This is a genomic window from Bacillus sp. ok061, assembly GCF_900108285.1.
In the GTDB taxonomy this organism is placed as follows: domain Bacteria; phylum Bacillota; class Bacilli; order Bacillales; family Bacillaceae_G; genus Bacillus_A; species Bacillus_A thuringiensis_S.
This window is the reverse complement of record NZ_FNUW01000005.1, coordinates 66,830-89,478: the sequence shown is the minus strand read 5'-3', so window position 1 is coordinate 89,478 and position 22,649 is coordinate 66,830. Positions and strand designations below refer to the sequence as shown.

Sequence of the window (22,649 nt, the reverse complement as noted above, 5' to 3'; positions counted from 1 at the left end):
AGGTTGTAAAATACAGATGTGACATTTCGCACAGTTCAAGAGATTGTCAAAAATTCAGTAGAAAATAAGTTTGTGAGAAAATCTTTTATTCCGTTTTGAAGGGTTATGATTAATCGTGATTATTAGGAGAATGGTATTTTGAGGTATCGACTATTTTGCAAAAGAAAAACGCAGGAGAAATTCCTACGTTTTTCTTTATAAATATATAAAAAAGAGTTTTGATATTATTTCAAAACTGCCATAAGAAAGAGTTTAGAAATTGTATATAAGGAATTTTTTCTTTAACAATACTATTTTATATCCAGACATATTTTACATAAAACTACAAATCATTATTTACTGTATTGCCCTTAGTTACGGAAACAATTATACTAGATGTAATCGAAATAAATATTCTGAATATTCTTAGAATTAATGACAAAATTTTTACTACCTGCAAATATAATTATAAATTTGTCCACTAAATAGATTAGAAAACGATAATAAAATTAGGAGGATTACGATGCCCCAGCTTGATTCATTACATCCCACTGTAGAAAAAATAATCAATAATATTGAAAAAATAATGGTCGGAAAACGAAAAGAAACAATCTTAGCTTTGACAGCTCTCTTAGCTGAAGGTCATGTGCTATTAGAAGATGTTCCTGGTGTCGGCAAAACAATGCTAGTACGTGCTCTTTCTAAATCCATTGATGCGGATTACAAGCGAATTCAATTTACACCTGATTTACTGCCATCAGATGTAACAGGAGTTTCTATTTATAATCCGAAAGAGCTCCAATTTGAGTTCAAGCCTGGACCAATTATGGGGAATTTTGTACTTGCTGATGAAATTAATCGTACATCTCCTAAGACACAATCTGCTTTACTTGAATGTATGGAAGAAGGCAATATTACAATAGATGGCATTACAAGGCCTTTACCAAAGCCGTTCTTTGTCATGGCTACACAAAATCCGGTCGAATATGAAGGAACATATTCTCTACCAGAAGCTCAGCTCGATCGTTTCTTATTGAAACTAAAAATGGGATATCCTACACCAGAAGAAGAATTTGAAATTTTAAACCGGATGGAAAAAACAAATCCACTCTCTCAATTACAGGCCATTACTACAATAGAAGAATTACTTTATTTACAACAAAGCGTACGGGTAGTAAGTATGGACAAAGCAATTAAGCATTACATTGTAAAGCTTGTTAATCAGACTCGTACGTATAGCTCTATACAGCTAGGAGCAAGTCCACGTGGCTCAATTGCTTTAATGAAAGCTTCACAAGCTTATGCATTTATCCATGGCAGAAATTATGTTATTCCAGACGATGTTAAATTTTTAGCTCCTTACGTTTTAGCGCATAGGCTCATTCTAAAAATGGAAGCAAAATTTGAAGGGATAACAGGAGAACAAGTTATCGCAAAAATCGTTGCACGAACTACCGTGCCGACTCAAAGGACGATGAACCCTTGATGAAACAAATGCTGCGAGCGCTATATCACGTTATGAAGTTATTGCTACTCCCTTTATGCCTAGTCTTAACATTTGTGTACGCTATGTTTCAAGGAGGGTTTGTAAGTTGGTTTTTATTTTACAGCACAATTCCCATTGCTCTTTATTCACTACTACTCCCCTTCTACGCTTTACGGGACGCTGAAGTAAAACGAACAACAAACCAAAATGGATATGTAGTAGGAGAACAATTTGTAAGCACGATTACAATAAAAAGAAAATTTCCTTTTCCCTTACTTTATTTAGTTATAGAAGATGAACTGCCACCACAATTTATAAGTTGTAAACAAACAAAGATGAATAAGGTAGTACTCTTCCCAGGATTGAAACGAAATATTTCGTTTCAATATGTTATTGACACAATCCCTAGAGGCGAGCACACTTTTTCAAGCGTCCGTGTCAAAACTGGCGATTTATTCGGCATGATGGAGAAAGAAGTAACTTTTTCAGTTCCAGATACATTTTTAGTCTATCCCCAGTATGTAGATATAGCGTATCGACAATTGGAAAATCATTTCGAACAAGGAGCGCTTTCAGCAAATATAAATTCTGCAAAAGACTCTACAATCTCTGTCGGTGTCAGAGACTATAAACCTGGAGATCGCTTTTCATGGATTGATTGGAAAGCAACTGCACGAACAAACAATATTATGACAAAAGAGTTTGAACAACAGCGCAGCCATAATATCATGATATTCATAGACAGAACCGAGTCTCCTCTATTCGAATCAGTCGTCACATTTACTGCCTCTATCGTAAGGGCTGTCTTGAAACAAAATTCACCAGCATCATTCGTGTCTATCGGAAAAGAACAAACTATTTTCCCTTTAGATAATGGAGATACGCAGTTACAACAAATCCTTTGTCATTTAGCAAAAGTACAAGCAGACAGTGTATTCCCGCTCTCCCAAAGTGTAGAAATAGAACTAAGAAAAATTTATGAGCCCGTCACGGTTATACTCGTGACAAGTAATCTTTCTCCCGATATTCAAAAGGCGGCTGATTGTGCTGCTATAAGAAATAGAAAATGTATGATTTTTGTCGTGAAAGAAAAAGCGAATCAACTTTCACACCGAGAACTCAGTATATTAGAAACTCTAAAAAAACGACAAATATTTGTAAACACGGTTTATGAAAACCGGTATACAAACGTGTTTTTTGAGGTGAGCAAATGATAACATTACAAGCAAAATACAAGTGGGATACGAACAAATTCTTCATGCATGCATGTGTATTTCTTCTTTTACTAGAATGGATAAGACCTCTTATAGGTATTACAAATGTAGGTAGATTAGATATTTTCGTAACATTTATAGGAATTTGCTTCGCTCTCTCTTTTTTTCAAACGAGGTGGCAGATTCCAATAAAAATTGTCACAGTCCTATTTATCATTCATTCCCTATATTATAAAAATGCTTTTATAAATCCATCTTGGCTAACAACACTCTTTTCTGATATGTCTCGAAATTCCTCCCTATTTTTCCAAGGGAATTTACTAGATATTTCTCCAGTTTTTCCGACGGTTTTATTTTTTCTCTCATTTTGGTTTTTGAGTTCTTTCACTTCATTTTGGATTATTCATAAAAAACGTGGGTTTTTATTTCTTGTATTGACTATTATTTATATCGCAACTTTTCATAACTTACATTTATACAATGCAAACTACGCTATTATTCGTACTGTTGTCATCGGCTTTTTTATGCTTAGTCTTCTTCAAGTAGAACGAATAAAAGAGCGCGAACACTTACAAAATTATGCTAGGGAAATCTCAAAATTACTTAGACCACTTACAATATTTATTGTATTATTAGCAACCATCGCATACTTTGCTCCAAAATTTGGCCCTCAATGGCCAAACCCAATGGATTTTTTAAAATTCAACACATCTGAAGCAAGTAAAGAACAAAAAGTTTCTACAATTGGGTATGGTTTAGATGACTCGCGATTAGGTGGTCCTTTTAAGGCGGATCCTACAATTGTTTTCACAGCACGAACGCAAAACAAACAATATTGGCGAGTAGAAACAAAAGATTTTTATACAGGAAAAGGCTGGGAAATTTCTGAAAATCCGAAAAAGGTTTCTTTTAAAAATAAAAACGACGTCGTAAGCTGGTACGAACAAAATACAAAAACGGAAACGACTGAGGCAACAATTACCATGCTAAAAAGTTATCCTCACCTTACCTATCCAGCAGGATTAGTATCAGTTGAGGCTTCTTCTGATGTATCATACAGTGTTAACTCGTTTTCAGAAAAAATTTATACAATGAATGGAGACTCTTCTACTACTTTACATTCGTATAAAGTAACATATGAGATCCCTGAGTTTTCCATAGAAAACTTGAAAGCTGTAAAAACAAATGAAGGTCAAGAAACAAATCCTTATTTTATGACAAAGTACACACAACTTCCCGAGTCATTACCACAGCGCGTAAAAGACTTGGCTGCCAATCTTACAAATGATAAAGACAACCGATATGATAAAGTATTAGCTATTGAAAATTACTTCACAGACAACTCTTTTACATACGAATCAACGAATGTCTTATTTCCTGCCAAAAGCCAAGATTATGTAGATCAATTCCTTTTCGATACAAAAAGCGGCTACTGTAATAATTTTTCGACGTCTATGATTGTACTACTTCGTTCTGCCGGGATTCCTGCTCGCTGGGTAAAAGGCTATACAGAAGGAACTCTTGACAATACACTTGCCTCTGCAGAAGGTGCGGATGTTTATACAATCACGAACGATAACGCACACTCTTGGGTCGAAGTATATTTCCCAGGATACGGATGGATTCCATTCGAACCAACAAAAGGATTTACCAATCCCTATAATTTTATAAATAATACGCCTGCTCCTATTTCACAAAATAGCGAAGCAAATAATTCTAATAACGAGCAAATACACCAACGAAATAATGAAGCAAAACTTAAAAGTTTAATAGAACATACAGAAGAAGCTTCTACTAAAAAGGTCACAAATTCTAAAACTAGTTTTTCTTGGTGGTACGTATTCCTCTCTACGATACTAATTAGTATTATGGGATACATTCTCTTCATCACTAGAATGAAATGGATGACATTTCTTATTATTCATTTCTATAGATACCGAAAAGATGATGCTGTTTATCAAAAAGCTTACGGTGCACTTTTAAAACAATTTGCGAGAATTGGCATACCACGGGGTGAAAGTCAAACATTCCGAGAATACGCTCTCCATATCGATACACTTTACAAATCGGCCGATATGCAACAACTTACTGCCAGTTATGAGAACGCTATGTATCAACAGGGGCAGGCTGCAGCAGAATGGAAGACATCCGTACACTTATGGGAAGTGCTTATGAAAAAAGCAGGTTCTCTACCTAAATCAGATGGCTTTGATACAGTTATTTAATCTTGAAAATGTGAGTTTAAAGAAAACGTCTCAAAGAACTACATTGTTCTTTGAGACGTTTTTTAATAAAGTGAAACTCCTAATTATTCTCCAAGTACCTTCTCAATCTCAACCTCTAAATCTACCGGCTTCGTCTGCGGCGCAAAACGCCCTACTACTTTCCCGTCTTTTCCGATTAAAAACTTCGTAAAATTCCATTTCACTGCTTTCATACCGAGTAAACCTGGTGCTTGTTCTGTCATGTATGTATATAAAGGATGAGCCTTATCACCTTTCACATCAACCTTTGCAAACATTGGGAAGTTTACACCGTAGTTTAATTCACAAAAACTAGTAATGTCCGCTTCTGTACCTGGTTCTTGTCCCCCGAATTGGTTACAAGGAAATCCGAGTATTTCGAGTCCTTGGTCTTTATATTTATCATACACCTCTTGTAATCCTTTATATTGCGGTGTGAAACCACATTTACTAGCTACATTTACAATAAGAAGTGCTTTTCCTTCGTAATCTTTTAACGATTTTTCTTCACCTGTAATTGTTTTAGCTGAAAAATCATAAACTGTCATTGTCTTTGCCCCTCTCTTCACTATCATTCTATGTTTATACTATACTACATTCGTGAATATACAGCTCTTATTACGTACTTATACGCTATAATGATAGCGCTTTATTTCCGTTCGGAAATTCGGCACAAACTACTAGACTTTTATGATGGAAAGTTTTACAATCGAAATGTGAACAAAATGTGACAGTTTATATTCCATTATAAAAGAAAAGGATGGTGTTCATTATGAAAACTGCACAACATGAAACGATTTCAAATCGCGAGTTTTATTTCGTACTATATATGATGTTATTGTATGTTACTGGCTGGGTAATCGATGTAAATGGTTTATTCTTAAGCTCCTACTTTAATTTAGCAGGAGAAATTATGCTTCCATTAGTTGGTGGGATTGTTGGACTGTTCATTATGTCTATTAATAAACAACAAACGAAATAATAGTATTACAAAAGGCAGAAGACGAGCTTTCGTTTTCTGCCTTTTTTCTATTTTAGCGTATAATAGAAACATGTAATATATAAGGAGTGGTAAATATGAAAAAAGTAGAGCAATTATCTTCTCACCTATATCTTATTGATGATTTCGATTTACAGCATAATGAACGAACAGGTACGTACGTTTTATTAGGTGACGATATTACTTTAATTGAAACTTGTGCAGCCCCTTCTCTTCCGTATATTTTAGACGGCTTACAACAATTACATATTGATTTAAACGAAGTTAAAAACATTATCGTTACACATGTTCATTTAGATCACGCCGGTGCTGCTGGTTTAATGATGGAAAAATGCCCAAATGCTACGTTATATGTGCATTCTCGTGGTGCTCGTCATATGATTGATCCAACAAAACTTATTTTAGGTGCAAAAGCTGTGTACAAAGAAGATTTCGATAAACTCTTTGATCCAATTCTTCCAATTGAAGAAGAACGTGTTCATATTGTACAACATGGTGATACGTTAAAAATTGCAGAAGACCGCATCCTTACATTTTATGATACACCAGGGCATGCGAAGCACCATATTAGCATTCACGATTCATTAACAAACGGGATTTTTACTGGCGATACAATTGGAATTTATTATAGAGAACTCGCAGACGTTGATGTAGAGTTATATCTACCATCAACGTCCCCTTCACAATTCCAACCAGATGCGATGATTGCTTCTAAAAATCACATTCAAAGCATGAATGTAGATACTATTTATTTCGGTCATTACGGCGCATCCTCTCATGTTACAGAAATATATAATCAACTGGAACATTGGCTACCTATTTTCGTTCATACTGGTAAGGAAGTTTTTGAACAGTATAATGATTTCGATGAAGCGACTAAAGCTTTACAAACTGTGTTAATGGATAAAATCTCTTCCCATCTGACAAAGTTAAACGTTCCAGCAGATCATTCCGTTTATAACATTTTACATCTAGATATAGAAATTAGTGCGATGGGCATTATTGATTATTTCACGAAGCAAGAAAAAGCAAACTCCACTATTAACTAACAAAAAAAGAAGAGATATACAACAGTAGTTATTGTATATCTCTTCTTTTTTTGAATATATTTTGAGTAAAGGATGGTGGAATATAATGCAAAAAGTAATGCTATACCTCTGCTTCACATTGTTTATCGTCTTATTATTATTTGTTGGAGTGAAGATTCAATTTTATTTAGATACAGACGCACAAGTGAACTTTAACGTTTATCCAAGATTATTCTACTTTACACTCTTTCCTCTTTTGGTCGGCATTTTATTACGATTCCTTCAATCTATTAATCGCGAAACGAGTAAACAAAACTGGCGTTTTCAACCGGATAAGTTTATCGCTATTACAGTGCCTACAATATTAATTTCCTTTTCTCCGGCACTACTTTTCTCACCACTTGGCGAATACCTACCTTATTTAGCTAATATTATTCTTATAAATACAACTTTTGTTACGATAATTAGTTTAATAGCTGGTTATTCACTATTAGATTGTTTTATACAAAAAGATACTGCAAATATGAAAAAATATAATTGATGACCAATTTTTAAGTGTTGCTGATTAGGACATTTTGTTTATAAGTGCGCTATTATTTGTAAAAATCGCCATAAATGAAAAGGGGAATTCTGTTAAAATAAAGTTGGTCGTATATTATGTCAAAATGCATTTTAACCAAGGAGACTTATTATGTATAAATTAGGGGCTTTCTCTTTTCTAACGGTTATCGCAAGTATATTTTCTTTCTTTATCCTTAGAGGACCTAATGCGAATTTAACGTTAATTATTGTGACTCTAAGTATCCTTTCATTACTCGGCATCATTTTTGCAATAGCATCAAAAAAATGGTTATTCAGAATAGTTGGTACAGTATTAAATGGACTAATACTAGTATTTGTATATTTCTTATTGCTAGCAAAAGGAATAGGTGGTTAATATATTTCCGTTTCAATAAGAAAAGCTCAGAGCTCAGAGCTTAGGCTATGAGCTTTTTTACTTATCTCACCTTTTCATCTACATACTCCATAAACTGCTCCGCTTTAATAAATCTTTCTTTGTACGCCTCAGGCACTTCTTCTACTGTTATCCCGCCACTCGATTTCGTTTTTACTAACACAGTTTGATGTGACATTAATGCCTCCATATATTGTTCATACTCTTCAGGAGTTAGTACTTCTTTACTAGATTTATGGCCATTTAATTTATCAAAATACGGATGAAGCTCCATTACTACCTTTTTCAATTCCTCTTTTTTAGCTGGTGATAATTGATCATAATCTATATTACCGTTCGAATCTCCGTACGCAAGCTTTGCATTAGTCAATTTTTTCAGTTCTTTTGTAAACTCTTCATATTCCTTCGAACCCATTTCATCTTTCGCTTCTGATAATTTTGCATTAAAACGCATATACGTTTCTAATGTCATTGCTCCGGCATGTTTTTTTAAATTCTCAAAAGATCCATATATACCATCCGCCATAATAGATTGGTACGCAAAACCTGTCGTCGGGATTAAAAGAGCTGCTGCAAGTACTCCTGCGATAAGGCGTTTCTTCCTCTTACTCCCCCCGTGCTTCATTTTTATTTGCACGATTACTTTTTCTTTTAAATCCGGCGGGGCAACAATACCCTTTGCTTCTTCTTGTATAGATTCCCTAACTCTACAATCTAAACTCATTTCACATTCCCTACCTCTCCTAAAAAGATTTCTTCTACTTGCTCTTTTTGACGTAGTTTCTTTAATGCCGAATGAATTCTAGATTTCACAGTACCAATTGGAATATGTAATATTTGTGCTACTTCTTCTTGTGAATAATCGTGTAAGTATCTTAAGATAATAACTTGTTTCAATTTATACGGTAATTTATGAATGAGTTCAATTAGTTTTTTGTTTGATATTTTACTTACAACATCGTTAGAAAAATCAATTTGTACTGGTTTTCTTTGCTCTTCTGCTTTTTTTATAATGCGTAGTCGCATCCACCTCTTTCTTCTATAAGAGTGAATTTGTTTAATCGCAAGTCCAATTAGCCAAGGACGAAATGGCTTCTCACTATCATACTTACGAAGCGATTCATATAGTTGTATGTATATTTCTTGAACGACATCATCTACATCTGTTTTATCTTCAATTAAAAAATGTGCTGTTTTATATACTTCTTGAATCGTTTTATCATACAATTCGCTATACGCTTCTTTATTTCCTGATAAAGTCAATTGGATTAAATTTGTATACACTGTTTCATCCTTCACATACCATCCCTCCTTTGTCCTACACTATATATTGGCAAGTAATTACTATTTCGTTCGATTTTTTTGAATTTTTTTATATAGATTAATATAATGATTTAATATGTACATAAGCTTCACTTATAAAGTCGCATAACTATTATATAATTTCCCAATTTCTAATGAATATTTAAAATGTTTTATATAGTCAAATTTAGGAGGACATATAATGAAAGCTATCGTTGTAACGTCGTTCGGTGGTCCTGAAGTGATGAAATATACAGATGTGGATATGCCGGCTTTTTCAGAAGATCAAGTTTTAATTCGCGTTGTTGCTACTAGTGTAAATTTCGCTGATATTAAATCCCGTTATGGTAAAAAAGGAAATAAAGCACTACCTTTTATTCCAGGGATAGATGCCGCTGGTATTGTAGAACGAGTCGGTTCTCATGTGAAAAATATTTATCCTGGACAACGTGTCATTGCTTTTCCTCAAAATGGCTCTTACGCAGAATACGTTGTCGCAAACGAAAACCTTACTTTTGCTTTACCCCATGAAGTCGATTTTCAAACTGCAGCTGCTTGTCCGATTGTATCTTTTACAAGCTATAATTTACTTGCCAATGTAGCAAGGATTCAAAAAGGTGAATCTGTACTCATTCATGCAGCTGCTGGCGGAATTGGTACTACCGCAATTCAACTTGCAAAACTATTAGGGGCTAGAACAGTTATCGATACTGTCGGAAGTGAAACGAAAAGAAAAATCGCTTTAGATGCTGGAGCTGATTATGTAATTTGTCATCAAGCTGAAGATTTTGTAGAGAAAGTCAATGGGCTGACAAACGGAGAAGGAGTGAATATCATTTTGGACTCTATTTCTGGAACTGTTTCTGAAAGAAGTTTAAACTGCCTTGCTTATTTCGGTCGCCTCGTTCATTTCGGTAATGCTAGCGGTGAAATTGGTAACTTTCAAACGAAAGATTTACATGCAAGTTGCCGCTCTATACTCGGTTTTAGCTTTGGAACCACACGAAAAAAGCGTCCTGAACTGCTCCAAGAAACTGCAAATGAAGTTTTCCGTTATTTGCGTGACGGACGTTTACAAATTAAGGCTACGAAATCTTTTCCAATTCAAAATGCAGGGAAAGCACATGAATGGGTCGAAAGTAGAAAAAGTACAGGGAAAGTAATACTAACTGTTCAGTCCTCTTCCTGAAATGAATACTGGAAACAGAGGTGGCATTCATGGGATCAAGAATTATGCATGTTATTATCGCTAACGGTATTGCTGAGAAACTATCTATTCACGATAAGACTTCTTTCTTACTTGGAGCTGTAGCCCCTGATGCTGTTCATTCAAAAAAAGAAAAAGGAACCTCACATTTTTATGCCGGTACAACGAAGAACTATACGAGAAGAATAGATTATGATTCATTTTTTCATAAATATGAATCACATATAGATTCCCCATTTATTTTAGGATATTATACCCACCTCATTGCCGATGATAATTGGCTAAGCGGCTTCTTTCTACCGTGGCTAAAAAATAGAATAGAAAATGATGAAACGATCGCACCCCTGTACTATAACGATTTTAAATTGTTAAATGCAAAGTTGCTTCATCATTACGATAAAGAACAACAGCTCTTCTCTCTTCTCAATCAAGAGGCTCACATTGTGGATATTGAAGAGGTTTCTAAAGAAAACGTTTTAGCTTTTCGAAAGTATCTTTTTGAAGATATGTTATATCCAAAGCAACATTTGCATGAAGACTTACAGGTGTTTACGTTTAATCAAATTGTCGGTTACATTGAAACTGCTATTGAAAAAGGTGCATTTTTTATTACACAACTCTCTCATGAAAAATCCACTTCAAAGATTTAATCCCCCTCAATATATTTAAGGGGGATTTTCACATAGCAATATTATTATTGGTTCTTCTCCATAACCGCAAAATAATTCCCTTCACTATCAGCAAAGTTAAACACTTTACCAGAAGGCATAGTTACCATTTCTCCAACAGTAACATTTTTATTTTTTAAATCTGCATATAATTGATCCAGATTTTCTGAGAAGAACATTAAGGACGGTGTACCAAGATTTAATTCTGGGCTCATTTTCGAAATAACTTCTTTATTATGTAGTATAATGCTCGTTTCAGCACCGTTAGTCGGAGCGATTTCAATCCATCTCCTTCCTTGCTTGTTATCTTCCTCTGCTACTACATGAAACCCTACCTTTTCCGTCCAAAAATTTACTGCCTCATCTTGATTATTTACATATAACATAATTTGTCCAACTTTATAAATCATTTGTATTCCTCCTATTGTTTTTTTACATTCTATGTAGCTTTCTACAGCTGCTATCGTTATTCCTTTTGAGTTGGTATGTACTTCTTTGCAAAATTTATCGACTGACTCATCCCATCCAGTTCGTCAAAATAATCATTTCTTTCAATCATATTATATCCGTCGAATCCAATTTCATCTAATACTTTGAAGAATATATCGAAATCCACTTCACCATTTCCTACTGCTACTTCTATATACTTACTTGAACGATCGCTTTTCACTTCTTTACAATCTTTAATATGAGTTTGTACTATATGATCTTTTAATAGTAATAAACTTTCTTCCGGATTTTCATTTACATCTCTTATTAAATTTGCTGGGTCAAAGTTAACAGCTAGTCCTTTCGAGTTTGCAGTTTCTAAAAATTGTTTTAATACTATTGTTTTTTCAGATCCCGTCTCAATAGCAAAGACTCCCCCAAATTTGGATGCTAATTCCCCTATCTCATAACAAACCCGTACCATTTTATCATAGTACTCACTTTTTTCATCATCTGGAACTTTCCCAATATGAGCTGTTATTATCTTTGCTCCCAGCTCCAAACCTCTGTCAGTAATATATTTAATCTGATCTATTGCACTGCCAGCTTCTGTTCCTGTAATTCCATTTTCTCCAAAACTAATTGCTAATGATGGAATCTTTATTCCATTAAAAGATAAGCTTTTCTTTAAAGCAGTCCATTCTACCATTGAAATATTAGCTAAGTTGAAGTTTTTATTCATAGCATATAATTGAATATATTCTAAATCCCATTCCCTTGCTTTTTGTATTCCTTCGTTTACTTCAATATATTTCGTATTCAAAAACATTCCTAATTTCCTATCCATATATGTACCTTCTTTTTATTATTTCGCATCAATTTAATATTCTACTTTTTTTATATTACTTCCTTGTACATATGTTGATTTAAAAAATGATGATAGATACATTTTAATAACCATTAATAAACCTCCTTGTATTATTCAATTGCAAATAAAAAAGACGTAACTACAAATAGTTACGCCTTCCCCATTATTTATCTAGGCTTTTTCTTCCCAGTAAATGCTGGTTTCTTTTTCTTTGGTGCTTTCGGTTTCGTTTCTACGAATGATCCGTTGAACATTTCTTGCTTCGTAAATACGATGCCTAGTTTTTTCGCAAATTGCAGTAATTTACGTTCTTCTTGTTCTGTTACAAGAGAAACTACTGTTCCTTCTTTACCCATACGTCCAGTACGTCCTGAGCGGTGAATGTATTGGTCTACTGTGTCTGGTAACTCTAAGTGAATTACATGTGTTAAATCATCAATATCGATACCGCGTGCTGCAATATCAGTAGCAAGGAGAATCTCTAGTTTCCCACCACGGAATGCACGCATCGTTGCTTCACGCTCTTGCTTACTTGCCTCTGCATGAAGAGCTGCTGCTTTCATTTTACGGAATTTCAATTTCTGAGTAATTTCATCTAAACGGAATGGATCGTTTAAGAAAGCAACTGCTTTTACATCACCCATATGCATAATTCTTCTTACATAATCATTTTTTTCGCGTCGTTCACAAATGATATACGTATGTTCAACTAAGCTTTTTGACTCTGCACGTGTTACACGTACTAATTGTGGTTCAACTGCTAAATCACGTGCTGCATCTTCTGCAGCTTTTGTCATTGTCGCTGAGAAGAATACTAATTGACGATCGCGCATCGTTGATTTAATTACATCTTGCACTGCTCCCATCATTTTTTGCTTTACAATTTGATCAAACTCATCAAATACAATTGTTTTTACTTCATGCATTTTTAGCTTTTTCATACGAATTAATTCTAAAATACGGCCTGGTGAACCGACAATTACTCTTGGGTGTTTCTTTAATTTTTCAACTTGGCGCTTAATATCTGCACCACCAATTAAAGATGCACCTGAAATTTCAGTTCCTGCTGTAAACTTTTGAACCTCTTCATGAATTTGCATTACAAGTTCACGTGTTGGCGCTAAAACAACAACTTGTGGCTGTTTTACTTCAGGATTAATTTTATGTAAAAGTGGTAATAAGTACGCTAATGTTTTTCCTGTTCCAGTTGGAGATTCAGCTATAACGTCTTGTCCTTCTAAAATAGTTGGAATCGCTTGTTTTTGAATTTCAGTTAACTCTTTAAAACCAGCCTTCTCCCAAGCTTGTTGTAAAAATGGTTGCATATCTTTTATCATTTGTTTTTCTCCTTTATCTCTATTTTTGAAGAAAATGCTGTATTGTTCGCACCGTTTCTATCATGTGTGAAATAACAGCTATTAAATCATCAACATGGTCTTCTGTAATCGCTTTTTGAAATAGAACCTCTACCTTATTATGATATGAAATCGCTTGCTTATTATATTCGTATGAAACTTTCTGCATAATCATTCTTTCTTTTCCCCATATAGAACGCATTAATGTTTCAATTTCTTCGCATTTTACTTCTGGTTGTTCTAACGGGAATGAAAATGCTAGCTTCATTTCACAACCTGGTGTAAACTGAGGCACTTCTAGTATTTCACCAGACAAGTTCTTTGCATCCACAGATAATGAAAATGTTGCTTCTACTAATGGTTCAAACGGTTCTGTTAATTGAAATGAGATATGATATATACGACTTAATGAAGCAAGGTCCATCATATCTTTTCGATCTGTTACAAGAATATCTCCATGTAGATCAAAATCATACACAGCACCTTCTACGATTACTTTTAAATTGTCAAAAGCAGTTGGATCAAACATAATTTCCTCCAAAAAACAGGCGCCTTTCGATGGAAAGGCGCCACTTGATGTATATATAGTTTACAGATAAACGAGATGAATTACAACCTTTTAGAATAAACCTACTGCTTTTCCATCTTCATTTACATCCATTTGAAGTGCTGCTGGTTGTTTTGGAAGACCTGGCATTGTTAACATTGTACCTGTTAACGCAACGATAAAGCCTGCACCGATAGATGGTTTTAACTCACGAATTGTAACGATAAAGTCAGATGGACGACCTAATTTTGTTGCATCGTCAGAAAGAGAGTATTGAGTTTTCGCCATACAAACTGGTAGGTTACTCCAACCTTCTCCTTCATATTGAGCTAATTGCTTACGTGCTTTCGGAGCAAATTCAATATCTTTTGCGCCATATACTTTTTGAGCAATTGTACGAATTTTTTCTTCTAAGGGTAATTCTAATTCATAAAGTGGTGCGTAGTTGTTTTCACCTTTTTCGATTTCTTTTAGTACTTTTTCAGCAAGATCAACTCCGCCTTGGCCACCTTTCTCCCAAACTTCTGTTAAGGATACTGCATAGCCACGCTCATTACACCACTCTTGTAAGTATGTAACTTCTGCATCTGTATCTGTAATGAATTTATTAATTGCAATTACGAAAGGCACACCGAAGCTTTGAATTGTTTCAACATGCTTCTGTAAGTTTTCCATACCTTTTGCTAATGCATCTACATTTTCTTCTTTTAATTGATCTTTTGCAACGCCGCCATGCATTTTAAGCGCACGAATAGTCGCAACAATAACAACTGCTTCTGGTTTAATACCAGCTGCACGGGCTTTAATATCTAAAAACTTTTCAGCGCCTAAATCAGCACCGAATCCAGCTTCTGTAATAACATAATCACCTAATTTTGCTGCCATTGTCGTAGCGATAACACTGTTACAACCGTGAGCAATATTCGCAAATGGTCCACCATGAATAATAGCTGGTGTATTTTCTAACGTTTGTACTAAGTTTGGCTTTAATGCGTCTTTTAATAATAGCGTTAACGCACCTTCTACACCTAAATCTTTAACCGTCACAGGTTGATTTGCAAAGTTATAAGCAACTACGATGCGAGATAGACGTGCTTTTAAGTCTTGAATATCTGTTGCAAGGCAGAACACGGCCATAATTTCAGATGCTACTGTAATGTCAAAACCGTCTTCACGTGGTACACCTTGTACAGGTCCACCAAGACCAATTACTACATTACGAAGGGCACGATCATTTAAGTCAACACAGCGTTTCCAAACGATTTTACGCGTATCAATTCCAAGTGTGTTTCCTTGTTGGATATGATTATCAATAAACGCTGCTAATGCGTTATTAGCAGTTGTGATCGCATGGATATCTCCAGTAAAGTGAAGGTTAATGTCTTCCATAGGTACTACCTGTGAAAAACCACCACCTGCTGCTCCGCCTTTTAGTCCCATTGTTGGTCCAAGAGATGGTTCGCGAAGTGCAATTACTGTTTTCTTACCAATTTTATTAAAAGCTTGACCTAAACCAACTGTTACTGTTGATTTACCTTCTCCAGCTGGAGTTGGGTTAATTGCTGTTACTAAAACAACTTTACCGTCTTCCTCATCTTGTAAGCGCTTAAAAATATCAAGAGATAACTTACCTTTATAATGCCCGTATGGCTCTAATTCATCTTCTAAAATATTTAAATCAGCTGCAATTTCTTGAATCTTCTTCATACTCGCTTCTTGTGCGATTTCAATATCGGATTTCACTGTTGTAGTAGTTGTCATATACCCTAGTCCCCCTTTAATTGGTTCTGATGATATTGTATCAGTTTTTTGTATTTTCTGCACTTATTTACCTCCTAAAAATTCTTTCATTTCTTTATACGTTTTTTAACATAAATACCCATAAGAATGTTAACGATTGTTGTAACTCTGTAGGTAGTTGACCTAGCATCTTCTCATTTACTCCGCGCTTATATACGCCGATGCCATCTACAACTTCAAAACCTTGTTCTTTCGCTAACTGTTCAAATTCCCAAGGCATCATCGTATTACAAACAACGTCTTTTCCATACAAGCGAGGATAACTGTTCTCTCGTGGCTTTGCTGTCGGTCCTAAAATTGCAATACATGCATATCCATCTTTCTTTAACACACGCTTTATTTCATTTAACGCTCGTAATGGCTCTTCCGTCCATTCTAAAGAATTAATTGCCATAATTGATTCAAATTGCTCATTTTCAAATGGTAATGCAGAAAGATCTCCTTTTATAAAAGATAAATTCGGCCCTTCTCCGCGCTCCTTACCTTTTTGAATCATCACTTCCGATAAATCTACTCCCACTGCTTTATAGCCTGCGCGACTTAATTTATATGTACCGTAGCCATCACCACAACCAACATCGAGCACTTGTGCTTCTTTCTTCACGTATTGTTCAAAAAACGGAATAATTGTACTTCTGCTACCACTGTCCCACATCTCTTGACTATTTTGATTCCAAAACTCTGCACTACTATCCCATTTCTTCTCCGCTGACTCGTGCCAATTAAATTTCGTCATACATTCCCCTACCTTCACGTATTATCATTCATTTCATTCTACATCATTTTCCAAAATTCCTGTTTTATCCCGCTTGCAGTAAGACACCTACCTCAAAATTCAATGGATGCGGACCAGTTAATGGGAGAGAACTGCTCATAAAAATCCAATTGTTGCTGGCTGATAATCAGTCGTGATGTAAAAAATCCCGCACTTTATCTTCAATAGGAGATGGATATGTTAACGATGGAATGCGTATTCTCCAATTTTTGCTTTACTTGGGTTTAACTCATACTCATGCTCTTCTCATTTTGAAAGATACTATAGATACACCCAATTGAAAGAGAGGGATGTACATGCGAAGAAAGAGAAATCATCATTTTAAAAGTGGTGAAAAAAACGAAGAGTATGCTGCTGAAATATCACCAGCTGGCATTCCAATTAGACATAAGCGTAAAGAAATTGCAAATGAGATAGAAGGTACAAATACCGGCGCAATGGTAGGCTATGTCGCTTTATTTCTTTCGTTATTCTCCATTGCTTTTTATCCAGTTACGCTCGGCTCCCTAGCAATTTTAGTTGGCCTATTAGCTGTCAATTTCGGAGCAAGAACACTTGGATATACAGCAATTGGTTTTGGTAGTTTTTCTGTTTTATTTACTTTACTTTATCCGCTTGCTTTGTCAGCGTTTTAAAAAAACACACCAAGTTATACTTGGTGTGTTCATTCATGATACAACATAATATGACCGCATCCACAACAATGTTTCGCTGTAATTTCTTGAAACACTGGATAATTTTCTTCATCTCGATGCTCAATAAATACTTTTTCAAATCGATACATGTTTGGTGCATATGCCCAATCTTGTTTCGTACGTGCATATAACGTTGAGGAAAAAAACTCCTCACCACCGCAAACGATACATGTGTTCTTCATCGCTATCCCTCCTATGCTTGTCTTACTTCATCTATATGAACATAAGCATAAAAAAAAGACCTTCTATTACTAGAAAGTCTTCTCTGAAACAAAAAGAAATGTACCAAACATTCCTACTCCGCTATATTCTTTTGAAACACCAGCTTCTGTTTTAAATGTTTGCTTTACAGTCATAAAGAATACACCATTTCGTGCATCTGTACTTTCAAATTGTAGTTTTTCTTTTTTACCATCTACATTTTGCGTGCATTCAAAACTACTCTCATTACAATTCAACGCATACTTATCCTCTACATACACTTTAAAATCTGATTCTTTCGGACAAGTTATAAGTAATATTGCCACGAGAATAATACTTATAATACCCACAATTGTATAATATTTCTTCATTTGTACTCCTTTCAAATGACAAGAAAACTTGACTTCATACGCCAAGTTTTCTTAGTCAACAACCCATTGCCACTCTTGTTCTTTCTTATCAAAAATGAGCCAACCTGTTTCTGTTGCTTCCTCTTTCAATTCATCGATATTATCTAACACCTCATCCGTACTTTCATACGAACCAACTACATATACCGGAATTTCAAGACCTCTTCTTGACTCAATCTTCCCTGCTAGATCTATGTAAAGACCATCTTCCATTAGTGGAATCAGTCCCATGATCAATTCTTTTGAAATTGCTGGGAAAATTTTTGATTTTTGGAAGAAAGAAAAACGTTTCTTACCGAAAGCACCGAGTTTATACGGAATGACTTTACTTAACATTCCTACAAAATCAGCAATTCTACGATAATACACTTTGTTGTACCATCCGTCATCATGTGAAAAATAAACAAATCGATTTTTCAACAGCGGAAAGAATGTTCTTGCAAGTGGTTCTTTTTTGTGAGCCAAATATAATAATTCTGCAATTTCTTTCGGCTCTAATTCATCTAAATCGCTTGCATCATCAAAATCTACCCAACAAAATTCATCAAATTCATCAATCTCTGCTTGAATTAACTTATGTATATTTTCTTCCTCAACATATTCAAATAAAGTATGATAATGAAAATCCGTCCATTCAAAGTTGTGCTTCAAAAGCAACACTTGATGAAGCGGTGAAGGGATGTTACTCGCAAACTCTTTAAACGTAATTCCTGATGTAATAAAACAATGACCTCGACGATTACCATTAATATATATCATATTCTTTACTTGGTCAGATCCTCCAGACAAAGCACCTAGCCACCTTCGTTTTATATGTTTCAATTCTATAGCATATTTTAACATGAAAAATTTTAGAAACATAGAAAAAACTTCAAAAACTATTTACAATTTCATGTGTTTTATTACATAGTGATTACAAGAAAAAACGCCTGCTCATAAGCAGGCGTTTTTAAAGGATTTCATCAGGGTTTTGAGGATGATGATTTCCCTCTTTCTTTTCTTCTTTTTGGAACATCGATTGAATTTTATCAATTGTTTGTGGAGCTAATTCAATCATTTTTTCTGCTAAATGTGTAGCATTTTGTAAATGAAGAATATTTACTCCATCTTTATTCACCACAAGAAATGCTACTGGTGTAATAGAAACACCACCCGCGCTACCGCCACCAAATGCAGCGTTACCGTTTGCTCTTTGTCCATCATTCGTTTGGAAATCAGAACCTCCTGCTCCAAAACCGAACGCTACTTTAGAAACCGTTAACACCACACCACCGTCAGCCGTTTGAACAGGCTCTCCAACAATCGTATTTACATCAACCATTTCTTTTAAATTTTCCATTGCTGCTTTCATTAACCCTTGAATTGGATGATCCACCGTTCATAACCTCCTTTGTCATATCTTTCCTAGTTTTTCCGAAAGTTTGTGAACTAAACATAAAATTTAATATTGATTTCAAAAAACTTAAGTTGTAATATTTAGAAAAATAAAAAAGAGGTCGATTCGTTATGATGCGAAAATTAACAAAGAAAGATCATGAACAAGTATTCCCTTACCTAAAAGAAGAAGCAGCCCTTAACTTGTTTATTATTGGAGATATTGAAGCTTTCGGTTATGACACAGATTTTCAAGAATTATGGGGAGTATTTAAAGAGGATGGAACATTAAAATCAATTTTACTCCGATTCCACGATTCATTTATACTATATAGTAAAGAAGACTTTGTTACCACTGATTATGAGGCACTTCTTTCAGCGTATAAGCCGCTTAAACTATCTGGTAAGTCAACTATCGTAAAAAAATTTGAAACTTCTCCTGCTATTCAACTAGGTGTCAAAAGTGATATGTATTTTTGTGAATGTCTAAATGGCAACAACTTACCTGACACGCCTATTCATGAAACGATTAAACTTGCATCAATAGATGATGTAGATCGAATTATGCAATTAAGAAGTAGCATCACTGAATTCCGAACTGCTCATGAATCAGAAAAAATTTTACGACAATCTATTGAAACAAATACAGGACGTACATATTATATTGAAAAAGACGGTGCAATCATCGCATCCGCCTCTACTTCCGCTGAAAATTCATTATCCGCTATGGTAGGACAGGCGAGTTAATTCACCCGAGGCAGGACAAGCCTCACAAGGTCAAGCTGAATGGTTGTCTATGACAGAAACAATATTCTCACAAGAGACCACTTTCTAGGTTACTCACAAGTAGCCTATGGAGGTGGTCTTTTTGTGCGTACTCAAGGGGGAAACTAAATGGCACTACTCAGATTTATGATTAAGGATTACCTAGAGGATAAAGAACTCAGTGGGCTAGCTCCTAGGACAATACAGAGCTACGGAGATACACTCAATGAGTTTTCTCGCTGGCTCGTTGCTGAGAAGGAGATCATTAACATCGAGGATATTACTCCGCAAGTTATAAAGGGCTACCTCCTCTACTGTTCCAAGGAGAGAGGAAACACAGTAGTTACTCGTAATGGTAAGCTCCAGCACTTGAAAACATTCTTTAGATACCTAGAGGATGAGGACATTATAGAAATCCGTAGCAATCCCACTAACAAGATTAAGCCTGCTAAGACGGACAAGACCATCAAGGTGTACTCCGATGAACAGATAAAGCAAATGCTTAGATACTACAGGAGGATGCGCTCTCGAGAAAACACGTTGTATAGCTACAGAGGTCATACCGTGATAGTCGTCCTCGCTGGTACAGGCATAAGACTAGGCGAGCTGGTATCCATGAGGTGGGATTCCGTGGATCTACTCAATAAGACTATCACTATCTTCGGTAAGAATCGTAAGAGCCTGTCTACTCCGTTAACGGATAAAGTGGCTCGAGAGTTGTACGAGTGGAGATTATTCTGCGAGAAGTACTACATTAAGTTGCCTGCTCATGTGTTTAATGACCACAGAGGTAACCCACTCACAGTGAATGCTGTCAAGTTAATGTTCACCAGGCTGTCAGTTCGTATGGGATTCAAAACTACAGCTCACATGTTTAGACATACCTATGCGAGTAACTGCTTGAGAGCTGGAATGGACATATACACCTTGAGTAAGCTGATGCATCACTCCCAGATAAGAACTACTGAGGTTTACCTACATGCTTTCGGTAACTCGTTAGCTGAATCCAACGATAAGTATAACCCTCTCAATAGGTTCGACCTATAAGTAAACACAAAAGAGCCCTGCTCTAGTTTGGCGGCCAGACAGGACTCTTTCACAAAATAACTATGGAGCTATTTGCTTATTATTGTACTACCCTAAGATACACTCTGCAAGTAGCTCCTATTAAGGAGATTATTTACTATGAAGGAACTACGAAAATATCAATCTTTTAATTCAATTACTGAGATGGACAATTCTATTAGTGAATACCTGTCAGTGTACAAACTTAAAGAATCAGAGTACACAGTGCTATGGAACCTTGCTTGTTACTCATGCAAATTCATAGGAGTCAGCTACCTCAAGGTAGACTCTTTAGCTGATCTCACAGGTTACTCTAAACGCACTATACAGCGCGCTTTCAAGGTTTTATCTGAGCTAGGAATTATTACTCGTATCAATCAATTTAAACCTGTTAAAGGTGGCTATAGCGCTTCAATAACAGTGATTAATCCCTATGAGAGTCACCTTGGTAAGTCACCTTGTGAGGAATCTGTAGAGCCTACTCCTGAGCGAATTGAGGAGCCTCCTTCTCATACAGATACAATTACTTACAAAACTAAAAGCTCTAAAGATAATACATACGTAGACAATCTAGGTATAGATTACTTAGTTTCTGCTGATGTTCCTACCGAGTTCGCTAGCTTGGCTATCTCCTACTTTGATGCAACTGAGGTGTACAAGCTATGGAGTCGTGTTCAATTGGCAGCACGTAAACATGCACCTGACTTGGTGGAACTAACAGAGATCGCCGTCTCATCAGTACGAGCTAGTGTGCTGGCATCTAAGGTTAAACATGTGCGTGACTTCACTGGATACTTCTACGGAGTTATTAGTCAGAAACTAACACAGGCTCAGCGTTCTCTTAAGTGTCGCCTGTTTAACTTCCTTCAGTAGGATTACTGTAAGTAATATTCCCTACCATCTGGTCCCTGTCTTATAGCAGTTAACCCTAGAGACGGTGCTATCAGGTATATGCTCGATTGGATACTGGGGAGGCTTTCAATCTGGTTCCTGTCCTACCTCTGTGGGTACAAGTCTTAGAATAAGACGTCCTTATTTAGAGCAGGCATCTCATCAGGCATATGCTCGATTGAATACCGCTTCAAGGCTAACTTCATTTTGAAGGTCACCTAATTCGAATTGCCAGATTACTCCGTATGAGCTTCTGCGGGACAACCCCTAGTGTTTGTACCTAAACAGGTTAACTCAATTGTACAGTCTCTGTATGAATCCTGTGAGTCAGGTACGTTTTCCGCTCTCAAAGGGCACACAGACACCTACTGTATATTGAGTTCGAAAAAAAG

Annotated in this window: 25 protein-coding genes and 1 pseudogene; 13 read left to right on the top strand and 13 right to left on the bottom strand. The window is 35.6% G+C overall.

The window, feature by feature from the left end; translation table 11 throughout:
- The first annotated feature begins 502 nt into the window (after window positions 1-502).
- Genes C4S65_RS09135 through C4S65_RS09125 form a run of 3 tightly spaced genes read left to right on the top strand, consistent with a single transcriptional unit; the run spans window position 503 to window position 4,904 of the window.
- Complete coding sequence (locus tag C4S65_RS09135; RefSeq protein ID WP_001135803.1) at window positions 503-1,465, top strand: MoxR family ATPase; 963 nt, start codon at window positions 503-505, stop codon at window positions 1,463-1,465.
- A complete protein-coding gene (locus C4S65_RS09130; RefSeq protein WP_000812152.1) occupies window positions 1,465-2,679 on the top strand; it encodes a DUF58 domain-containing protein in 1,215 nt (404 codons plus the stop codon). The genes C4S65_RS09135 and C4S65_RS09130 overlap by 1 nt, the downstream gene beginning before the upstream one ends.
- Window positions 2,676-4,904 carry a transglutaminaseTgpA domain-containing protein gene (locus C4S65_RS09125; RefSeq protein ID WP_017763077.1) on the top strand — a complete coding sequence of 743 codons (2,229 nt, stop codon included), beginning with the start codon at window positions 2,676-2,678 and terminating at the stop codon, window positions 4,902-4,904. The genes C4S65_RS09130 and C4S65_RS09125 overlap by 4 nt, the downstream gene beginning before the upstream one ends.
- Window positions 4,905-4,987: 83 nt before the next feature.
- Here the strand turns inward: C4S65_RS09125 and bsaA are convergent, their stop codons facing one another.
- Window positions 4,988-5,470, bottom strand: a complete 483-nt coding sequence (gene bsaA / locus C4S65_RS09120; RefSeq protein ID WP_000219434.1) for a glutathione peroxidase — start codon at window positions 5,468-5,470, stop codon at window positions 4,988-4,990.
- A gap of 224 nt (window positions 5,471-5,694) precedes the next feature.
- Between bsaA and C4S65_RS09115 the strand changes: the two genes are divergently transcribed.
- From C4S65_RS09115 to C4S65_RS09100, 4 genes are all read left to right on the top strand, one after another.
- Entirely contained in the window at window positions 5,695-5,904 is a 210-nt protein-coding gene (locus C4S65_RS09115; RefSeq protein ID WP_000844984.1) for a DUF3925 domain-containing protein, read from the top strand.
- Window positions 5,905-5,999: 95 nt separating this feature from the next.
- On the top strand, window positions 6,000-6,971 hold the full coding sequence (locus C4S65_RS09110) for an MBL fold metallo-hydrolase (protein WP_098317754.1): 972 nt from the start codon (window positions 6,000-6,002) through the stop codon (window positions 6,969-6,971).
- Between the two features lie 85 nt (window positions 6,972-7,056).
- Window positions 7,057-7,491, top strand: a complete 435-nt coding sequence (locus tag C4S65_RS09105; RefSeq protein WP_098316703.1) for a hypothetical protein — start codon at window positions 7,057-7,059, stop codon at window positions 7,489-7,491.
- 150 nt (window positions 7,492-7,641) lie between these two features.
- Entirely contained in the window at window positions 7,642-7,887 is a 246-nt protein-coding gene (locus C4S65_RS09100; protein WP_000277247.1) for a hypothetical protein, read from the top strand.
- Between the two features lie 61 nt (window positions 7,888-7,948).
- On the opposite strand, the gene C4S65_RS09095 is transcribed toward C4S65_RS09100, so the two are convergent.
- Window positions 7,949-8,629 carry a DUF3600 domain-containing protein gene (locus C4S65_RS09095; protein ID WP_097888954.1) on the bottom strand — a complete coding sequence of 227 codons (681 nt, stop codon included), beginning with the start codon at window positions 8,627-8,629 and terminating at the stop codon, window positions 7,949-7,951.
- The gene (locus tag C4S65_RS09090) at window positions 8,626-9,204 is read right to left on the bottom strand and encodes a sigma-70 family RNA polymerase sigma factor (RefSeq protein ID WP_000651123.1); all 579 of its coding nucleotides are present in this window, start codon (window positions 9,202-9,204) and stop codon (window positions 8,626-8,628) included. Before C4S65_RS09090 ends, C4S65_RS09095 begins: the two co-directional genes overlap by 4 nt.
- A 205-nt stretch (window positions 9,205-9,409) precedes the next feature.
- Between C4S65_RS09090 and C4S65_RS09085 the strand changes: the two genes are divergently transcribed.
- Together C4S65_RS09085 and C4S65_RS09080 are read left to right on the top strand one after the other, a co-directional pair.
- Window positions 9,410-10,396, top strand: coding sequence for an NADPH:quinone oxidoreductase family protein (locus C4S65_RS09085; RefSeq protein ID WP_103945207.1), 987 nt, complete (start codon window positions 9,410-9,412; stop codon window positions 10,394-10,396).
- A 29-nt stretch (window positions 10,397-10,425) separates the two neighbouring features.
- Window positions 10,426-11,064 (top strand): hypothetical protein, encoded by a 639-nt coding sequence (locus tag C4S65_RS09080; protein ID WP_000535619.1) that lies wholly within the window; start codon window positions 10,426-10,428, stop codon window positions 11,062-11,064.
- Between the two features lie 44 nt (window positions 11,065-11,108).
- On the opposite strand, the gene C4S65_RS09075 is transcribed toward C4S65_RS09080, so the two are convergent.
- The 6 genes from C4S65_RS09075 to C4S65_RS09050 all read right to left on the bottom strand — a co-directional run bounded on the left by C4S65_RS09075 (window position 11,109) and on the right by C4S65_RS09050 (window position 16,817).
- Entirely contained in the window at window positions 11,109-11,492 is a 384-nt protein-coding gene (locus tag C4S65_RS09075) for a VOC family protein (RefSeq protein ID WP_098221615.1), read from the bottom strand.
- A 56-nt stretch (window positions 11,493-11,548) separates the two neighbouring features.
- A complete protein-coding gene (locus C4S65_RS09070) occupies window positions 11,549-12,358 on the bottom strand; it encodes a sugar phosphate isomerase/epimerase family protein (protein WP_000375220.1) in 810 nt (269 codons plus the stop codon).
- Window positions 12,359-12,546: 188 nt separating this feature from the next.
- Window positions 12,547-13,716: a DEAD/DEAH box helicase gene (locus C4S65_RS09065; RefSeq protein WP_097888956.1), complete on the bottom strand. Its 1,170-nt coding sequence runs from the start codon at window positions 13,714-13,716 to the stop codon at window positions 12,547-12,549.
- A 19-nt stretch (window positions 13,717-13,735) separates the two neighbouring features.
- Entirely contained in the window at window positions 13,736-14,263 is a 528-nt protein-coding gene (locus tag C4S65_RS09060; RefSeq protein ID WP_000460219.1) for a hypothetical protein, read from the bottom strand.
- Between the two features lie 90 nt (window positions 14,264-14,353).
- A complete protein-coding gene (locus C4S65_RS09055; protein ID WP_013141915.1) occupies window positions 14,354-16,042 on the bottom strand; it encodes a formate--tetrahydrofolate ligase in 1,689 nt (562 codons plus the stop codon).
- Window positions 16,043-16,136: 94 nt separating this feature from the next.
- Window positions 16,137-16,817, bottom strand: a complete 681-nt coding sequence (locus C4S65_RS09050; RefSeq protein WP_061666634.1) for a class I SAM-dependent methyltransferase — start codon at window positions 16,815-16,817, stop codon at window positions 16,137-16,139.
- 335 nt (window positions 16,818-17,152) lie between these two features.
- On the opposite strand from C4S65_RS09050, the gene C4S65_RS09045 reads away from it, so the two are divergent.
- Entirely contained in the window at window positions 17,153-17,491 is a 339-nt protein-coding gene (locus C4S65_RS09045; protein WP_001253201.1) for a hypothetical protein, read from the top strand.
- 29 nt (window positions 17,492-17,520) lie between these two features.
- Here the strand turns inward: C4S65_RS09045 and C4S65_RS09040 are convergent, their stop codons facing one another.
- The 4 genes from C4S65_RS09040 to ytfJ form a co-directional block, all read right to left on the bottom strand.
- A complete protein-coding gene (locus tag C4S65_RS09040; RefSeq protein ID WP_000798747.1) occupies window positions 17,521-17,733 on the bottom strand; it encodes a hypothetical protein in 213 nt (70 codons plus the stop codon).
- Window positions 17,734-17,802: 69 nt separating this feature from the next.
- Window positions 17,803-18,123 (bottom strand): hypothetical protein, encoded by a 321-nt coding sequence (locus C4S65_RS09035; RefSeq protein ID WP_000761171.1) that lies wholly within the window; start codon window positions 18,121-18,123, stop codon window positions 17,803-17,805.
- Window positions 18,124-18,174: 51 nt separating this feature from the next.
- Window positions 18,175-18,951 (bottom strand): oxalate:formate antiporter, encoded by a 777-nt coding sequence (locus tag C4S65_RS09030; RefSeq protein ID WP_000014087.1) that lies wholly within the window; start codon window positions 18,949-18,951, stop codon window positions 18,175-18,177.
- A gap of 160 nt (window positions 18,952-19,111) precedes the next feature.
- Window positions 19,112-19,537, bottom strand: coding sequence for a GerW family sporulation protein (ytfJ, locus tag C4S65_RS09025; RefSeq protein WP_000349986.1), 426 nt, complete (start codon window positions 19,535-19,537; stop codon window positions 19,112-19,114).
- Window positions 19,538-19,668: 131 nt separating this feature from the next.
- Between ytfJ and C4S65_RS09020 the strand changes: the two are divergent.
- From C4S65_RS09020 to C4S65_RS09010, 3 genes and pseudogenes are all read left to right on the top strand, one after another.
- Window positions 19,669-20,268 (top strand): annotated as a pseudogene (locus tag C4S65_RS09020) (GNAT family N-acetyltransferase); the annotation flags it as partial.
- A 162-nt stretch (window positions 20,269-20,430) separates the two neighbouring features.
- The gene (locus C4S65_RS09015; protein WP_098975574.1) at window positions 20,431-21,348 is read left to right on the top strand and encodes a tyrosine-type recombinase/integrase; all 918 of its coding nucleotides are present in this window, start codon (window positions 20,431-20,433) and stop codon (window positions 21,346-21,348) included.
- 138 nt (window positions 21,349-21,486) lie between these two features.
- Window positions 21,487-22,239, top strand: coding sequence for a helix-turn-helix domain-containing protein (locus C4S65_RS09010; RefSeq protein ID WP_098975575.1), 753 nt, complete (start codon window positions 21,487-21,489; stop codon window positions 22,237-22,239).
- Window positions 22,240-22,649 lie beyond the last annotated feature (410 nt).

What these genes read in the sequence shown, in the direction of transcription:
- C4S65_RS09135 (WP_001135803.1), top strand. Translation starts at nt 503, where the DNA reads ATGCCCCAGCTTGATTCATTACATCCCACTGTAGAAAAAATAATCAAT.
- C4S65_RS09130 (WP_000812152.1), top strand. Translation starts at nt 1,465, where the DNA reads ATGAAACAAATGCTGCGAGCGCTATATCACGTTATGAAGTTATTGCTA.
- C4S65_RS09125 (WP_017763077.1), top strand. Translation starts at nt 2,676, where the DNA reads ATGATAACATTACAAGCAAAATACAAGTGGGATACGAACAAATTCTTC.
- bsaA (WP_000219434.1), bottom strand. Translation starts at nt 5,470, where the DNA reads ATGACAGTTTATGATTTTTCAGCTAAAACAATTACAGGTGAAGAAAAA.
- C4S65_RS09115 (WP_000844984.1), top strand. Translation starts at nt 5,695, where the DNA reads ATGAAAACTGCACAACATGAAACGATTTCAAATCGCGAGTTTTATTTC.
- C4S65_RS09110 (WP_098317754.1), top strand. Translation starts at nt 6,000, where the DNA reads ATGAAAAAAGTAGAGCAATTATCTTCTCACCTATATCTTATTGATGAT.
- C4S65_RS09105 (WP_098316703.1), top strand. Translation starts at nt 7,057, where the DNA reads ATGCAAAAAGTAATGCTATACCTCTGCTTCACATTGTTTATCGTCTTA.
- C4S65_RS09100 (WP_000277247.1), top strand. Translation starts at nt 7,642, where the DNA reads ATGTATAAATTAGGGGCTTTCTCTTTTCTAACGGTTATCGCAAGTATA.
- C4S65_RS09095 (WP_097888954.1), bottom strand. Translation starts at nt 8,629, where the DNA reads ATGAGTTTAGATTGTAGAGTTAGGGAATCTATACAAGAAGAAGCAAAG.
- C4S65_RS09085 (WP_103945207.1), top strand. Translation starts at nt 9,410, where the DNA reads ATGAAAGCTATCGTTGTAACGTCGTTCGGTGGTCCTGAAGTGATGAAA.
- C4S65_RS09080 (WP_000535619.1), top strand. Translation starts at nt 10,426, where the DNA reads ATGGGATCAAGAATTATGCATGTTATTATCGCTAACGGTATTGCTGAG.
- C4S65_RS09075 (WP_098221615.1), bottom strand. Translation starts at nt 11,492, where the DNA reads ATGATTTATAAAGTTGGACAAATTATGTTATATGTAAATAATCAAGAT.
- C4S65_RS09070 (WP_000375220.1), bottom strand. Translation starts at nt 12,358, where the DNA reads ATGGATAGGAAATTAGGAATGTTTTTGAATACGAAATATATTGAAGTA.
- C4S65_RS09065 (WP_097888956.1), bottom strand. Translation starts at nt 13,716, where the DNA reads ATGATAAAAGATATGCAACCATTTTTACAACAAGCTTGGGAGAAGGCT.
- C4S65_RS09060 (WP_000460219.1), bottom strand. Translation starts at nt 14,263, where the DNA reads ATGTTTGATCCAACTGCTTTTGACAATTTAAAAGTAATCGTAGAAGGT.
- C4S65_RS09055 (WP_013141915.1), bottom strand. Translation starts at nt 16,042, where the DNA reads ATGACAACTACTACAACAGTGAAATCCGATATTGAAATCGCACAAGAA.
- C4S65_RS09050 (WP_061666634.1), bottom strand. Translation starts at nt 16,817, where the DNA reads ATGACGAAATTTAATTGGCACGAGTCAGCGGAGAAGAAATGGGATAGT.
- C4S65_RS09045 (WP_001253201.1), top strand. Translation starts at nt 17,153, where the DNA reads ATGCGAAGAAAGAGAAATCATCATTTTAAAAGTGGTGAAAAAAACGAA.
- C4S65_RS09040 (WP_000798747.1), bottom strand. Translation starts at nt 17,733, where the DNA reads ATGAAGAACACATGTATCGTTTGCGGTGGTGAGGAGTTTTTTTCCTCA.
- C4S65_RS09035 (WP_000761171.1), bottom strand. Translation starts at nt 18,123, where the DNA reads ATGAAGAAATATTATACAATTGTGGGTATTATAAGTATTATTCTCGTG.
- C4S65_RS09015 (WP_098975574.1), top strand. Translation starts at nt 20,431, where the DNA reads ATGGCACTACTCAGATTTATGATTAAGGATTACCTAGAGGATAAAGAA.
- C4S65_RS09010 (WP_098975575.1), top strand. Translation starts at nt 21,487, where the DNA reads ATGAAGGAACTACGAAAATATCAATCTTTTAATTCAATTACTGAGATG.